The organism is Photobacterium sanguinicancri (assembly GCF_024346675.1).
GTDB classification, from domain to species: Bacteria; Pseudomonadota; Gammaproteobacteria; order Enterobacterales; family Vibrionaceae; genus Photobacterium; species Photobacterium sanguinicancri.
Window position 1 is genome coordinate 753,172 of record NZ_AP024850.1, and the last position, 16,045, is coordinate 769,216.

At 44.2% G+C, this 16,045-nt stretch carries 13 protein-coding genes; 8 read left to right on the forward strand and 5 right to left on the reverse strand.

Going from position 1 to position 16,045, the window contains the following annotated elements; all coding sequences use genetic code 11:
* Nucleotides 1–150 precede the first annotated feature (150 nt).
* Genes OCU87_RS03830 through lolB form a run of 3 tightly spaced genes read right to left on the reverse strand, consistent with a single transcriptional unit; the run spans nt 151 to nt 2,631 of the window.
* Nucleotides 151–1,098, reverse strand: a complete 948-nt coding sequence (locus OCU87_RS03830) for a ribose-phosphate pyrophosphokinase (protein ID WP_062688043.1) — start codon at nt 1,096–1,098, stop codon at nt 151–153.
* Nucleotides 1,099–1,131: 33 nt separating this feature from the next.
* The gene (gene ispE / locus OCU87_RS03835; RefSeq protein WP_261857856.1) at nt 1,132–2,007 is read right to left on the reverse strand and encodes a 4-(cytidine 5'-diphospho)-2-C-methyl-D-erythritol kinase; all 876 of its coding nucleotides are present in this window, start codon (nt 2,005–2,007) and stop codon (nt 1,132–1,134) included.
* Nucleotides 2,008–2,010: 3 nt separating this feature from the next.
* Complete coding sequence (gene lolB / locus OCU87_RS03840) at nt 2,011–2,631, reverse strand: lipoprotein insertase outer membrane protein LolB (protein ID WP_062688045.1); 621 nt, start codon at nt 2,629–2,631, stop codon at nt 2,011–2,013.
* 306 nt (nt 2,632–2,937) lie between these two features.
* Here lolB and hemA point away from each other — a divergent pair, with 306 nt between their 5' ends.
* From hemA to OCU87_RS03875, 7 genes are all read left to right on the forward strand, one after another.
* Entirely contained in the window at nt 2,938–4,215 is a 1,278-nt protein-coding gene (hemA, locus tag OCU87_RS03845; RefSeq protein ID WP_062688046.1) for a glutamyl-tRNA reductase, read from the forward strand.
* An 88-nt stretch (nt 4,216–4,303) separates the two neighbouring features.
* Nucleotides 4,304–5,392 carry a peptide chain release factor 1 gene (gene prfA / locus OCU87_RS03850; protein ID WP_062688047.1) on the forward strand — a complete coding sequence of 363 codons (1,089 nt, stop codon included), beginning with the start codon at nt 4,304–4,306 and terminating at the stop codon, nt 5,390–5,392.
* Nucleotides 5,392–6,240, forward strand: coding sequence for a peptide chain release factor N(5)-glutamine methyltransferase (prmC, locus tag OCU87_RS03855; RefSeq protein WP_261857857.1), 849 nt, complete (start codon nt 5,392–5,394; stop codon nt 6,238–6,240). The genes prfA and prmC overlap by 1 nt, the downstream gene beginning before the upstream one ends.
* A 12-nt stretch (nt 6,241–6,252) precedes the next feature.
* Nucleotides 6,253–6,633 carry a SirB2 family protein gene (locus tag OCU87_RS03860; RefSeq protein WP_062688049.1) on the forward strand — a complete coding sequence of 127 codons (381 nt, stop codon included), beginning with the start codon at nt 6,253–6,255 and terminating at the stop codon, nt 6,631–6,633.
* A gap of 35 nt (nt 6,634–6,668) precedes the next feature.
* The gene (locus OCU87_RS03865) at nt 6,669–7,445 is read left to right on the forward strand and encodes a SirB1 family protein (RefSeq protein WP_062688146.1); all 777 of its coding nucleotides are present in this window, start codon (nt 6,669–6,671) and stop codon (nt 7,443–7,445) included.
* Between the two features lie 15 nt (nt 7,446–7,460).
* Nucleotides 7,461–8,315, forward strand: a complete 855-nt coding sequence (gene kdsA / locus OCU87_RS03870; RefSeq protein ID WP_261857858.1) for a 3-deoxy-8-phosphooctulonate synthase — start codon at nt 7,461–7,463, stop codon at nt 8,313–8,315.
* 289 nt (nt 8,316–8,604) lie between these two features.
* The gene (locus tag OCU87_RS03875) at nt 8,605–9,858 is read left to right on the forward strand and encodes an aromatic amino acid transport family protein (protein ID WP_094956193.1); all 1,254 of its coding nucleotides are present in this window, start codon (nt 8,605–8,607) and stop codon (nt 9,856–9,858) included.
* A gap of 113 nt (nt 9,859–9,971) precedes the next feature.
* Here the strand turns inward: OCU87_RS03875 and OCU87_RS03880 are convergent, their stop codons facing one another.
* Complete coding sequence (locus OCU87_RS03880; protein WP_261857859.1) at nt 9,972–11,855, reverse strand: methyl-accepting chemotaxis protein; 1,884 nt, start codon at nt 11,853–11,855, stop codon at nt 9,972–9,974.
* Nucleotides 11,856–12,271: 416 nt separating this feature from the next.
* Nucleotides 12,272–14,155: a methyl-accepting chemotaxis protein gene (locus OCU87_RS03885; protein WP_261857860.1), complete on the reverse strand. Its 1,884-nt coding sequence runs from the start codon at nt 14,153–14,155 to the stop codon at nt 12,272–12,274.
* A gap of 336 nt (nt 14,156–14,491) precedes the next feature.
* On the opposite strand from OCU87_RS03885, the gene OCU87_RS03890 reads away from it, so the two are divergent.
* Nucleotides 14,492–15,856, forward strand: a complete 1,365-nt coding sequence (locus tag OCU87_RS03890) for a Na+/H+ antiporter NhaC family protein (protein WP_261857861.1) — start codon at nt 14,492–14,494, stop codon at nt 15,854–15,856.
* Nucleotides 15,857–16,045: the final 189 nt, after the last annotated feature.

Here is a 16,045-nt window from a genome sequence, read left to right on the forward strand (position 1 = left end):
CTCTCGTCTTAGGCTGAAAACGCGCGCTATGTTATACCAAACTTGGAAAGATTGATACGGATCGCGGTTATTGCCCTGCAAGGTTGTTATAGCCCCAAAAGCAAAACGCCCCGCAAAAGCGAGGCGTTTGTCAGTTCCCGCTTCGCTCGATTAGTGTTCGAACATTGCTGAAATTGATTCTTCGTTGCTAATGCGACGAATAGCTTCCGCTAGCATGCCAGAAAGCGTTAGAACAGATACGCGGCCTGTGTCTATGATTTCTTGAGATAGAGGAATTGAGTCAGTTACGATAACTTCATCGATAACAGATTCACGGATGTTTTGAACAGCCGTACCAGAGAATACTGGGTGAGTTGCGTAAGCGAATACACGCTTAGCGCCGCGCTCTTTCAGTGCTTCTGCTGCTTTACATAGTGTGCCGCCAGTATCGATCATGTCATCAACAATGATGCAGTCACGACCTTCAACGTCACCGATCAGGTGCATTACCTGAGAAACGTTCGCGCGAGGGCGACGCTTATCGATGATAGCGATGTCAGTATCGTCTAGTAGTTTAGCGATAGCACGTGCACGCACAACACCACCGATATCTGGAGATACAACAACTGGATCTTCCAGTTTCTTCGCCAGGATGTCTTCTAGTAACACAGGGCTACCGAATACGTTATCAACTGGTACATCGAAGAAGCCTTGGATTTGCTCAGCGTGCAGGTCAACAGTCAGAACGCGGTCAACACCAACGTTTGAAAGGAAATCAGCAACGACTTTTGCAGTAATAGGCACACGAGCAGAACGGACGCGGCGGTCTTGGCGAGCATAACCGAAGTAAGGGATAACTGCGGTAATACGGCCTGCAGATGCACGACGAAGTGCATCGATCATTACAACTAACTCCATTAGGTTGTCGTTAGTTGGTGCACAAGTTGATTGAATAATGAATACGTCGCTACCACGAACGTTTTCATTAATCTGAACACATACTTCACCATCAGAAAAACGGTTAACTGTCGCATCTCCAAGAGAGATGTATAGACGGTCAGCAATGCGTTGGGCTAGTTCTGGTGTAGCGTTACCAGCAAACAGCTTCATATCAGGCACGGTGGAAACCTCAGGGTTGCGTCCAAGTTGTAATTACTGACCATCCGAAGAATGTGTGCTCAAGGCTGTCAATAAGGGAGACGTGTTGACACCTTTTGCGACAAATCCGTGGAGCCAGTTAGGTAATTTGTTCAGTGTTGCAATGGCCTCGCGATGGGTGCTAAATTCAGCGAACACACATGCGCCAGTACCAGTCAATCTTGACGGCGCATATTCTAACAGCCAAGAAAGCGCCTTATCAACCTTAGGGTGCAGTCTTCTTACTATTTTTTCGCAATCGTTTTCGTAAGTCCCTGCTAATAGTGCCTTCAGGCTGCGTTTTTCAGTATCGCGAGTTAAGTCCGAATGGGTGAAAATATCGACAGTTGCGATGCTAACGTCTGGTTTTGCGACTAAATACCACTTTTCTTCGGGCTCTGCTGGTTGTAATTTTTCACCAACACCTTCAGCAAAAGCACTGACTCCGCGTACGAAAACAGGTACATCAGCGCCTAGGGCTAAACTTATCTCAGCAAGCTGCTCTACGGTTAGCTTGGTTTGCCATAAATAGTTGAGTGCAACCAAGGTTGTCGCAGCATCAGATGAACCACCACCCAATCCTCCACCCATAGGTAAAATCTTGTCTATATGAATATCAGCGCCGGCTGTAATGTTTGCCGCTTTACGCAGGGCATCGGCTGCGCGATAGATCAAATTATCTTCGGTTGCGACCCCTTCAATTTCAGGGGAAATCGTAATTTCCGTGCTGTTATTAGCGGTGATCGTCAGTGTGTCACTGTGATCTAAGAACTGAAATAAGGTCTGTAGATCATGGTAGCCGTTAGGTCTACGACCAGTGATGTAAAGGAAAAGGTTGAGTTTTGCAGGCGCAGGCCAGCGTGTTGTTTGAGTAAGAATTGGGCTGCTCATAACTTATTTCAAAGACCAAGAATGAATAATCAGGGTGATACGTTGGCTATTTTGCGTGAGTACCATTTTTTTTGGTAATACAGGTGAGGTGGTGTAGTCATATTCATCAAACGTCATTTCCCACGTTTGATTGCCCACTGTCTTGGCTAAGTAGCTAACGGTATTTTGTTCATTTAGTTGGTAGCTATCTGCGGCTGTTGGCAGACCAATCAACCAATCTCGCATTTGTTCTACAGGAAGGTTAATCCCCGTGAGTTGCTGGACTAGCGTTGCTGCATCTGTCCCTTGATGACGACGACCATTATTGTCGATCAGTGTGGCACCAGATTCTGTGGTATCGAGTTTGAGTAAAGTACTACCTAAAAAATTGGTAAGAAGCAGCTGATCTTTTTGCGCCGCTGTTTTCCAGAGTAAGTTCGCACCAAAACGAAGATCGGGGCCTTTGTAGCCCAGTTTCCCTTTTGCTTGGTAGTGGCTTAACTGTTCGAGTGCATATTGATGGGTTTGCCAATTGGTAGATTGAACGGGGGCTTGTTGGGCACACCCAGCTAATAATATCAGCATTAAGGCAGTGCTCAGCATGCGATGGCAGCGTTTAAACGACAATGGCACGGATAAATTCATGACGAATGACTCATTCGGTAGTTTGGGCAAACAATAGCGGTAATTAGGCGATAAGCCAAATAAAAGCCGTGGTGACAAAGTGATAATATGTAACAGAAGCACAGGCTTAGCATTGGCTTAATACGCAATTTCATGCGCTTGCAATTAATGTGTATATTGTTAGCGAGTGGGTAAAATAGCACCTAAAAAGCGGCAAATGTGTACTCTATGATGAATGAATCTGCCTGTTTCCTTTTATTACGGTGGGTCATCAAGTAAAATCCCGCCCTAGATCTTTTTATTTGGCAACGTTGGTACACCGTCTCCATGACCTTGCTTGCATTAGGCATCAATCACAATACTGCGACTGTAGATTTGCGTGAAAAAGTGGCTTTTTCTCCTGATAAGCTAACAGCCGCTCTACATGAGCTAGGCACACACCCTGACGTGAATAGTGGCGTTATTATCTCTACGTGCAATCGCACGGAGCTGTATTGTGACGTCTCTCAAGCGGGGCCAGGTGTGCTTATTGATTGGTTAAGCCAATTTCATCAGCTGTCGGCAGATGAGCTCATGCCAAGCCTTTATTTCCATGAAGAGCAAGCTGCAGTACGCCATTTAATGCGTGTTGCTTGTGGCTTAGACTCCTTGGTATTGGGTGAACCGCAAATATTAGGTCAGGTAAAACAAGCGTATTCAGATGCTGGTGATCACCACGCGGTGCACGGCATGTTAGAGAAGCTGTTTCATAAAACCTTTACCGTCGCGAAGCGGGTGCGAACTGAAACTGATATTGGCGGTAACGCAGTATCCGTCGCGTTTGCCGCCTGTACGTTAGCAAAACAGATTTTCGAATCTATGTCAGAAGCAACAGTTTTACTGGTAGGTGCAGGTGAAACAATTGAACTTGTGGCGCGCCACCTTGTTGAGCAAGGGTGTAACAACCTTATTGTTGCTAACCGCACCAAAGAGCGTGCGGCAGGATTATCTAAAGAATTTGGTGCTGAGGTGATCGGCTTACCTGAAATCCCTGATCACCTTCACCGTGCTGATATTGTAATTAGTTCAACAGCCAGCCCATTACCCATTGTTGGTAAAGGGATGGTGGAAAAAGCGATCAAAGCACGTCGACACCAACCTATGCTATTAGTAGATATCGCAGTTCCACGTGATATCGAGCAAGAAGTGGGTGATCTCAACGACGTATATCTTTACACGGTGGATGACTTACAAGGAATTGTGAACAAAAACCGTGAACAACGTAAAGTGGCTGCAATTCAAGCGGAAGCCATTGTCAGTGAAGAAAGCGCCGCTTTTATGAGTTGGCTACGTTCACTGGAAGCGGTAGATAGTATCCGTCAATACCGTTGCCATGCTGATGATATTAAACAAGACTTATTGAGCCGCAGTCTACAGTTACTGGCTAATGGTAGTGATCCTGAAAAGGTATTAACCGAACTCAGTAATAAGCTCACCAATAAGTTGATTCATGCCCCAACGCGCGCCATGCAACAAGCGGCTCATCACGGTGAACCGGAAAAGCTGGCCGTTATTCGTGAAAGCTTAGGATTAGATTCTCAGAGTCTAAGCACCAAAAGCAAATAACGACGTCCTATTCGAGGTGGTAAGTTAAGCATTCTTAATGAGAGATGTTGCTTATCGCCATAAACAGAACATTGATTTGTAGTGAATTATGAAACCGTCCATTTTAGTTAAATTAGAAACTTTGGTTGAGCGTTACGAAGAAGTTCAACACTTACTGGGTGATCCTGGGGTTCTTAGCGATCAAAATAAGTTCCGTGCGCTATCACGTGAATATTCTCAGCTAGAAGAAGTAACCAAAGCTTTCCAAGCGTATCAACAAGCAAAGGAAGACTTGGAAGCCGCTGAAGAAATGGCACAAGAAGACGATCCTGAAATGCGTGAAATGGCGCAAGAAGAAGTGAAAGACGCGAAAGCGAATATCATTCGTCTGGAAGATGAGCTGCAAGTACTATTGATCCCGAAAGATCCAAATGATGAACGTAACTGTTTCGTCGAAATTCGTGCAGGTGCGGGTGGTGATGAAGCGGGTATCTTTGCGGGTGATTTGTTCCGTATGTACAGCAAGTTTGCTGAGCGTCAAGGTTGGCGTATCGAAGTGATCAGTGAAAACCGCTCAGAACAAGGCGGTTATAAAGAAATGATCGCGAAAGTAAACGGCGAAGGTGCTTACGGTATCTTAAAATTTGAATCTGGTGGTCACCGTGTACAGCGTGTTCCGGCCACAGAATCACAAGGTCGTGTTCATACATCGGCTTGTACCGTTGCTGTAATGGCAGAGATCCCAGAAGCGGACCTTCCTGAGATTAAAGCGGCAGATTTGAAAATTGATACATTCCGTGCATCAGGCGCGGGTGGTCAGCACGTCAACACCACGGATTCTGCAATTCGTATTACGCACTTACCAACAGGTACTGTTGTGGAGTGCCAGGATGAGCGTTCACAGCATAAAAACAAAGCAAAAGCGATGTCTGTACTGGCTGCTCGTATCATTAAAGCTGAAGAAGAACGTCGTCACGAAGCGGAAGCAAGTACACGTCGTAACCTACTAGGTTCGGGTGACCGTTCTGACCGTATCCGTACTTATAACTACCCACAAGGTCGTGTATCGGATCACCGTATTACGTTAACGCTTTACCGCCTAAATGAAGTGATGGAAGGTGATTTAGATAGCTTGATCCAACCAGTATTGGTTGAGCACCAAGCGGATCAACTTGCAGCAATGGCTGAACAAAACTAATGGCGTTGTCGATTGACGCTTTGCTCAAGCAAACTACAGCGCAATTGACCGATGCGGGCTCTGATAGCCCGCACATTGATGCTGCTGTTTTGCTTTGTCATGTGCTGGATAAACCGCGCAGTTATTTGCTGACGTGGCCAGAAAAAACGTTAGAGGACGCGCAGCAGCAGATGTTTGATGCATTAGTTGCACGGCGTATTCAAGGTGAGCCGATTGCTTATATTGTCGGTGAACGTGAATTTTGGTCGCTGTCTTTGAAAGTCGCACCGCATACTTTGATCCCACGCCCTGATACCGAACGCTTAGTGGAGCTGGCATTGGATAAAATGCCAAGCCAAGCATGCCGAGTGTTAGATTTGGGAACAGGTACGGGAGCGATTGCACTAGCACTGGCTTCTGAACGTGCTGACGCCTTGGTAACTGGGATTGATCTTCGTCCTGAAACGGCGCAATTGGCGACTGAAAATGGGCAACGTTTGGGTATTACCAATGCGGCTTTTTTGTCTGGAAGTTGGTATAGCCCGTTATCAGCCAATGATCAGTTTGCTGTGATTGCGAGTAACCCGCCTTATATTGACGATCAAGACCCGCATTTAGCGCAAGGGGATGTGCGGTTTGAACCGCTAACAGCACTTGTTGCGCCAGATAATGGTTTAGCTGATATTCGAATTATCAGTGAGCAAGGCCGACAGCATTTACAAACGGATGGCTGGTTATTGATGGAGCATGGCTTTGAGCAAGGCTTCGCCGTTCGTCAGATTTTACAGGATTTGGGGTATACCCAAGTAGAGACAGCTCAAGATTACGCAGGATTAGATCGCGTAACGCTTGGGTGTTGGCAAGGATAGAGAGACAAAACTATGTATGCAGCAGCTAAACACTTCCACATGCTGGCTATCGTTCTGAGCGTATTGTTATTTACAGTTCGTTATTGCTTGATGATGGCTAATTCCACGCTGAATGAAAAAAAATTCCTCAAAATAGCACCCCACGTCGTTGATACGTTTCTATTACTGTCGGGTGTGGCGCTGATCTTCATAACGGGCTTTATGCCGTTTACCGAAGCTGGAAGCTGGTTAACACAAAAACTAAGTTGTGTGCTGGCGTACATTGCGTTGGGCTTTTTCACATTGAAATACGGTAAAAATAAAGTTTTTAAAACGTTCGCGTATTTTGGTGCGTTAGGTTGGCTAGTTGCTGCCGCTAATATCGCAATGACCAAAACATCATTTTTAGGGTGATTGACGTGAACTTTAGTCATGAAGAATTAGAGCAAATGCCACTTGTTGAAGGAGCATTAGCGATGACAGCGTTAACGGATCCTTCATTTCCGAAAGGCTGGGTACAAATCCAACTTGAGCGTATGGCAAAAGAAGCTGAACACGCGTTGATGGATGAACCTAACCCACATGTACGATTGGATGGCTTGATTCGTTTATTTTATCGTGAGTGGGGCTTTGAAGGGGATGAACAGCAATACTTCTCGTCTGACAATATCTACCTCGATAAAGTGTTAGATCGTAAGCGCGGTATTCCTGTGAGTTTAGGTGCTATCTTTCTTTATTTGGCTAATCACCTTGATCTACCTGTTAGTAGTGTCGGTTTCCCCACCCAATTCATTTTGAAAGTGACTTGGTATGATAGCGAAATTCAGTATATCAACCCATTTGACGGTGAATTTTTAAGCCTACGTACTTTAGGTGGTTGGCTTAAAGGGGCGAAAGGCCCATTCGCACAAATTGGCGCAAGAGATCTCGAAAATGCGACCAACAGCGATATAATTAAGCGTTGGTTAACGGTAATGAAAAGCGCTTTACTGCGTGAAGAGCAATATACCGATGCGTTGCGCTGTAGCGATCTTGCTTTGAAGATGCAGCCAGACGATCCGCATGAAATTCGTGACCGTGGTTATATTTATCAAAAGCTAGACTGTAGCCATGCTGCAGCCTCTGATTATAGCTATTTTATTGAACAATGCCCTGAAGACCCTGCAGCTGAGTTATTGAAGTTGCAAGTAGCAGCCCTGAACGAAGAGCCGCTGACCCTTCACTAATAAAGAGAAAAGATAATGATGGAACAGAAAGTAGTTCGCGTTGGCGATCTTGATGTAGCAAACGACAAACCGTTTGTCCTGTTTGGTGGCATGAACGTGCTTGAATCTCGCGATTTAGCGATGAAGATCTGTGAACATTACGTAAAAGTGACAGACAAGCTTGGTATCCCTTATGTCTTCAAAGCGTCTTTCGATAAAGCGAACCGTTCATCTGTTCATTCATACCGTGGCCCTGGTATGGAAGAAGGGCTTAAGATTTTCCAAGAACTGAAAGACACGTTTGGTGTGAAGATCATCACGGATATTCACGAACATCACCAAGCTCAGCCTGTTGCTGATGTGGTTGATGTTATTCAGCTTCCTGCTTTCCTTGCGCGTCAAACTGATTTGGTTCAGACAATGGCGAAAACGGGTGCTGTGATCAACGTGAAAAAACCACAGTTCATGAGCCCAGGTCAAGTGGGTAACATTACAGAGAAATTTGCAGAGTGTGGTAACGAAAATATCATTCTTTGTGAGCGTGGTGTACTGCACGGTTACGACAATCTTGTTGTTGATATGCTTGGTTTCGATGTGATGAAAAAAGCATCAAAAGGCAGCCCAATCATCTTTGATGTGACACATGCACTTCAGTGCCGTGATCCTCAAGGTGCAGCTTCTGGTGGTCGTCGCGAGCAAACGGTTGATCTTGCGCGTTGTGGTATTGCTGCGGGTATTGCGGGCCTATTTATGGAAGCGCACCCAACCCCAGATCAAGCACGCTGTGATGGCCCTTCGGCTTTCCCTCTTGATAAGCTAGAACCCTTCTTGAAGCAAATTAAACAACTTGATGATCTTGTTAAAGCGTTCGAGCCAATCGAAATTAACTGATTATCAGTGCACTAGTGCATACTAGTTATAGTGAAAAGCCCCAGTAAGTTCGCCTACTGGGGCTTTTTTGTTCGGCAATAAAAAAATGAAAATTTGAAAAATTTGGTGGATAGCTCTGCTTAACTGGCCACTTAGTAGCGAATTAAAGTATCCACCTCTTTTATGGTGGGGGATGTAACTATATATTTCATGGTTACGGAGTGAGATGTTTGTCGTTCGCTTTGTGAGAATTAAATGCCAAGCCGATATACTTCGGCCAGATTTTAATTCCGCAGAAGTAGGTTGTTACGTGTCATTATCTCAAGATATACCAGTAAGCAATGAAGACGTGTCCAGTTCTTCATGGAGTAAACACGATACAAGCTGGATGCTAAGCTTATTTGGTACCGCAGTGGGGGCGGGTATTCTCTTCTTGCCAATCAACATTGGTGCGGGTGGCTTTTGGCCCTTAGTGTTGATGTCCTTACTTGCATTTCCGATGACCTACTTTGCACACCGTGGTTTAGCGCGTTTTGTTCTTTCTTCTCGTAATCAGAAAGCAGATTTTACCGATGTAGTAGAAGAGCATTTTGGCCGCTCGGCTGGTCTAGTGATCTCGGTATTGTATTTTCTGTCTATTTTCCCGATCTTGTTGATTTACGGCGTCGGTCTAACGAATACTGTTGATAGCTTTATTGTTAATCAACTGGGCTTCGGTTCGCCATCGCGTATTGCCTTATCTGGTCTACTGGTTTTTAGTATGATCACCATCATGCTAGCGGGTGAAAAGGTGATGCTAAAAGCCTTTGAAATTATTGTTTATCCGCTGGCTGCAATTCTATTTTGCCTTTCGGTATACATGATCCCCAACTGGCATTTACCAACTATGGGTGCGCTACCAAGTGTGGGGGATTTTTCACTGACAGTTTGGCTTTCTGTACCTGTGACGGTTTTTGCATTTAGTCATGCAGCTGCAATCTCAAGTTTTGCCCAAGCGCAGCGTCGTCACTACGGTAAAGCCGCTAACGATAAAGCGGAACATATTCTAAAGCGTACCTCTATCATGCTGATTGGCTTTGTACTGTTCTTCGTTTTCTCTTGTGTCTTAAGCTTAAGCCCAGAGCAACTACTTGAAGCGAAAGCGCAGAATGTCTCTGTACTGTCTTACCTTGCTAATATTCATGACAATCCTTTTATTGTTCTGCTTGGTCCGCTGATTGCCTTTATTGCCATATCATCATCATTTCTTGGTCACTTTTTAGGTGCGCGCGAGAGTTTTAATGGTTTAGTCCGTAAGCATTCTAGTTTGTCGCCAAAAGCGACAGATAAAGCGGGAATTGTCTTTATGATGCTGAGTATTTGGGGAGCAGCTGTGATGAACCCGAGTATTTTAGGCATGATGGAAGCCTTTTCAGGCCCAGTGATTGCGATGATTTTATTTATCATGCCAGTTATTGCGGTTTATAAAGTTGAATCGTTACGCCGTTATCGTGGCAAAGTGAGTAATCACTTTATTTTAGTGGTTGGTGTGCTGGCGGTATCTGCAATCTTATTCAATTTTTAACCGTGCGCTATTGATATAAGCGGAGTCAGGGTTAGTAGATACTGACTAATAGGTAAAAGAAAAGGGTGTCACTGATTCAGTGACACCCTTTTTTGTTTCATTTTCAGGCTGGCTTATAGCTTAAACTGATTAATTTCTTGTTGTAGCTGATGTGACAATGAAGAGAGTTCAGCAGCTTGTCGCGCAGCTTCGTCGGCTTCTAATGCCAGTTCATCAGACACATCGCGAATACCCTGAGTATTGCGAGTGATTTCTTCTGTAACTGAAGATTGCTCTTCAGCAGCAGAGGCAATTTGTGTCGCCATATCGCTAATATTGGTCACTGCTGTATTAATCTGTGACAGGCTAGCAGAGGCTGCGTTTGCATCATCAACTGAAGTTTCAGCTAAGTGGCGACTGTTTTCCATTATACCGACAGCGCGACCTGTTGTTTGCTGTAGCGTCTCAATCATCTGCTGGATTTCTTGCGTTGAAGCGTGAGTACGTTGGCTCAATACACGTACTTCATCGGCTACAACGGCGAAGCCACGGCCTTGTTCACCTGCACGAGCAGCTTCAATTGCGGCATTCAATGCCAGTAGGTTAGTTTGCTCGGCAATCCCTTGAATGGTCGAAAGGATAGTATTGATACTTTGCGCATGTGTATTTAACTCACCAATCACACCTGTTGCGGTTTCGACTTCACCGGCAAGGCTAGAGATCGAGTGCTGACTTTGGGTAACTTGGGTTGAACCATGCTCTGCTGCACTCACCGTTTCACCTGATGTTTGCGCGGTATTATCTGCATTACCGGCGATTTCCTGTGTTGCTGCCGCCATTTCATTAATCGCAGTGGCAACCATATTGATTTCATCTTGTTGATGTTGAATACGAGTGCTGCGTTCTTCTGCTTGCGATGCCGTTGTTTGCGCTTGTTGGCCTAACGAATCAGAAACATCACGTAAGCGCATCACCATTTGGTGCATGTTACCGACAAAGCGGTTGAAATTAAGAGCTAGTTGACCGACTTCATCATCGCTGCGTGGCTCAAGACGCTGGGTTAAATCGCCTTCCCCTGATGCGATTTCTGCGAGTGCATCAGATACACGCATAAGATCGCGGAACAAGAAGTTAACTAGCCAAGCCACAATAGCGACCACAATAATAGTGATCACAATCGAGGTGATGAACAGTTGGCGCATCAGGCTATGCATGCTTGCTTCTTCTGTTGCTTGATCCATTTCGATACCAAGGATCCAGTCGGTATCCGGGATAGCAGTGAAGTGAACGAGCTTATCAACACCTTTGATCTGCATATTTTCAATCTGATTGGATCGCATTTGTGTATCGATGGCAGACAAGGAGAACGCACTGCTGTAGCGGTTGATAGGTTGCAGTAATAAAGACTTATTTGGATGAGCTAAAAATGTACCGTCTTGCTTATTGATCAACATGGCATAAGCATTTTTGCCTGCATCAAGGTTAATCACATCATCAATCAACTGATCGATTAGTACATCTGCGCCAACAACACCTACTAGCTGACCATTTTTACGAACGGGTTCTGCAATAGTCACTAATAGTGCGTTAGTAATGGCATCTTGATAGGCGGTAGTAATAATTTGTTTGCCAGCACTGTTTGCATCTTTGTACCAAGGTCGAGTACGTGGATCGTAGTCCGCTCGGTTACGTTCTGGATGAGAGCGGTACATATCACCTTGTGGAGTACCTAAGAAAATATCGTCAAATCCACCGGCATTACGAGCTTGCTTCAGGAAAGGAACAACATCTGCTTGGCTAGCATGATCGTTAAATGCACTAGCGATATCTCGACGGATGTTAACCCAATCACTGATACCATCGGTTGCTGCGGTTGATAGGCTATTTACGCGGGAATAAACGCCATTACGAGTTTGGTTGTTTAGTTGGTTTGCTGCCAGCCAGGTTAAAGCTGTTGCCATTAGTACAACGGCTGAAAGGCTAGCTCCAATGAGTTTTTGTTTTAATGTTAAGGTCATTGTCTACTTCAATGTCATATTTAGGAACTGTTTGGGACACTAAGTTTATAAACATACTTTTTAATATGCACGGGTATTTAATTAATTTATTAATATTTTTATTCATAATAAATGCTGCGTGTTTTTTATGACGTTTGACTTGTAATTAAGCATCAAAAAGCGACGTTTAAATGGCAGTATTGAAATATACGCCAGTGGAATACTAATCAAGTTGCATTTGTTCTGAAAAACAAAAGTAATAGAGCATTGATCGTGAAGATATTTTACGAAAGAAATAAAGCGGTATGCAAAAAAGTATATTGAAGAGGGTAAATAAAGCGTTATTTAATGAAAAGGCATAGCGCGCAATAAATGATTTACGCTATGCCTTGATTTTAACTAATAGACTCTACTACGTGTAGAGTCTGTTGGTGGGGTTATAGCTTGAAGCGGTTAATCTCTTGCTGCAATTCGTGTGATAGCTGTGATAATTCAGCTGCTTGTCGTGCTGCTTCATCGGCTTCTAGCGCCAGCTCATCAGACACATCGCGAATACCTTGGGTATTGCGGGTGATTTCTTCTGTTACCGATGACTGCTCTTCAGCGGCAGAGGCAATTTGAGTTGCCATATCACTGATGTTAGTGACGGCATTATTAATTTGCGACAAGCTTGCTGAAGCGGCATTGGCATCATCAACTGAGGTTTCCGCTAAGTGGCGGCTGTTCTCCATAATGCCCACAGCGCGGCCTGTTGTTTGCTGTAGTGTTTCAATCATCTGCTGGATTTCTTGTGTTGAAGCGTGAGTACGTTGGCTCAGTACTCGAACTTCATCGGCCACAACAGCAAAACCCCGGCCTTGCTCGCCGGCGCGTGCGGCTTCAATGGCGGCATTCAACGCAAGTAAGTTGGTTTGTTCTGCAATACCTTGAATGGTTGAAAGAATGGTGTTGATGCTTTGCGCATGTGTATTGAGCTCACCAATCACACCTGTCGCCGTTTCAACTTCACCAGCTAAGCTCGAAATAGATTGCTGACTTTGAGTGACTTGCTCAGAACCATGCTCTGCCGCGCTAACGGTTTCACCCGATGTTTGCGCAGTGTTATCTGCATTACCTGCGATCTCTTGAGTTGCTGCCGCCATTTCATTAATCGCAGTGGCAACCATGTTGATTTCATCTTGCTGGTGTTGGATGCGCGTGCTGCGCTCTTCTGCTTGTGATGCGGTTGTACGCGCTTGCTCACCTAATGAGTCAGACACATCACGTAAACGCAACACCATTTGGTGCATGTTACCGACAAAGCGGTTGAAGTTAAGGGCCAATTGACCAACTTCATCGTCACTACGTGGTTCTAAGCGTTGCGTTAAATCGCCTTCACCTGATGCAATTTCTGCTAATGCGACAGATACATGATCAAGATCGCGGAATAAAAAGTTAACCAAGAAAGTAACAGCGGCTACTACTGCCAGTGTAATTAGAATTGAAACGATGATTAATTGACGGAGGGATGACGTTAAACTTGCCTCTTCAGTGTTTCGATCCATCTCAACGCCAAGTGTCCAAGTCGTATTTGGAACTTGTATAAAGTAAATTAATTTATCGTCACCATCAATATTGAGAGTTTCAATTGATTTATCTTGTATTGCTTTTTTAATACTTGATTGGTTGAACTCACTATTATATTGGCTGATTGGTTTTAGCAATAAGTTTTTATTTGGATGTGCTAAGAATGTACCATCACGGTTATCCAGTAACATCGCATAAGCATTTTTACCTGCATCTAGGTTAACCACTTCATCAATAAGCTGATCAATTAAAACATCTGAACCAATTACGCCAACTAGGCGGCCATTTTTATACACAGGTTCAGTAATGGTTACCATGAGTGAACCACTCATTGCATCACGGTAAGCTGATGTAATTGTTTGTTTACCTTCTGCCGCTGCACCCTTGTACCACGGGCGCTCACGTGGGTCGTAAGCACTGTAGTTACGATCAGATATAGAGCCATAGACCTTGCCATTACTGTCACTGAAGTAGATGTCTTCAAAGTCACCAGCTTGTTTTGCTTGTTGTAGAAAAGGCGTTGGATTAGTGCTGTTTATATAAGGTGAGAATGCTTTGGTAATACTACCTCGAATATTAACCCATTCACGAACTGTATTACTTGCGGCATTTGTTAAGCTGTATGCGCGAGAAATTACACCATTACGTGTCTCATTATATAACTGGTCGGAAGCTAACCAAGTTAATGCGGTTGCCATAATAACAACTGCCGCTAAACTAGCACTGATGAACTTCTTCTTTAAAGATAATTTCATAGTTTTTATGATTATATTGAAAAGGAATTATATTTTAGCTTTAAAGTTATAATTGTGCACGTGTTTGTTTTATAGGGCAGATTGTTTTACTGTTAAATTTGTATTTTAATTATTTTTGAATAATAAAATTAATTGTGGATATAAAAGTTATTTATCATCGTATATAAAAAATAAACTTTTTAGTTTTAATTTATAAATTAAACTAAATGTGAGATTTGTATTATACGCAATTCGTGGTGCATATTTTAATTTGGATGTTTAGACGTCTAGATGTTGACTCGGCTAGGGGTTAGTTTTAGTCTAAGCCAAATTCTAAAATAGATGACTAAAGCCATCATGCCGAACACAACACAATCTCAGTCTGATCAGCCCATTGCGCCGTCAGCACTTGCGCTCTTACCGCTAGGGGTATTTCTAACCCTCTTTATTGGTGTCGGGAGTTATTTAACCTTTCAAGGTGTCGATTTTGCCTTCTACCAGTTACCAGCCCCTGTTGCAGCATTACCAGCTGTCGTTGTTGCGCTATTACTGAGTAAAAATAAACTGAATAAAGCGATAGAGCAGTTTATTAAAGGTGTAGGCCATGGCGATATTATCGCTATGTGTATGATTTATTTATTAGCGGGTGCCTTTGCGTCTGTTGCGAAAGCAACGGGTGGGGTAGATGCGACCGTTAACCTTGGTTTGTCGATGCTACCGTCAAGCTTGATTCTGCCGGGTATTTTCGTTATTTCTGCCTTTATTGCGACGGCGATGGGCACATCAATGGGCACAATTGCAGCGGTTGCCCCCGTTGCTTTAGGTATTGCGCAAGCTGCAGGTATGGATGTTGCTCTAACTGCGGGTGTGGTACTGAGCGGTGCCATGTTTGGTGATAACTTATCTATTATCTCTGATACAACGATTGCCTCGACACGCTCACAAGGCTGTCAGATGCGCGATAAATTCAAAGAGAATATCGGCATTGCTTTGCCTGCTGCTATTGCCGCGATTTTATTGTTTGCGGCGAGTAGTACCGCCACTGATGTGCCAGCAACGGGTGATGTTGAATGGTTGAAGGTGCTGCCTTACATTACCATTTTAGTACTCGCGGTATCTGGCGTGAATGTCTTTGTGGTACTTAGCTTGGGTATTGTTCTTGCTGGTGGCGTTGGTTTAGTGGCAACAGATGGCTATGGCTTCGCGACGTATGCGAAAGATATCTATGCTGGTTTTGGCAATATGCAAGAGATCTTCTTACTGTCGATGTTAATTGGCGGTATGGGCGAGTTAATGCGCCAACAAGGTGGCTTAGCGTATCTAACACAGCTGATTAGTCGTGTGATTAACGTGTTTAGTAAAGCGCACACGAAAGGACAAAACTTGCGTGCCAGCGAATTGGGTATCGCGAGCCTTGTTAGTCTAACTAACTGCTGTACTGCTAATAATACGGTGGCGATTATCGTATCGGGTGGTGTCGCGCGTGAGCTAGCTGAAACCAACGGTGTGACGCCTCGTCGAGCGGCAAGTTTGCTTGATATATTCTCGTGTGTCATCCAAGGTATTCTACCGTACGGCGCGCAAGCACTATTATTGGGCTCTGTTTTTGGCTTATCACCATTAGAAGTGGTGAGTCATTCTTATTACTGTTTCTTCTTAGCGATTGCTGCTGTTGCTGCTGTGTTTATTAAGCATGCAGCGCGTGAGGCTGCTACTGCCTAGTGAGCCTTATACACAATTATGCGTAAGCATAGATAAAGCCAATTCTTATCAAGCTCTACTTCGGTAGAGCTTTTTTATGCAAATTTGCAATAAATCAGACAATTAGTGCCACTGTAGGGTGAGCTAACCGACATATTCATGAAATGGATGCACTTGATATCAGTAATTATTTTAAACTAACGCCGATTT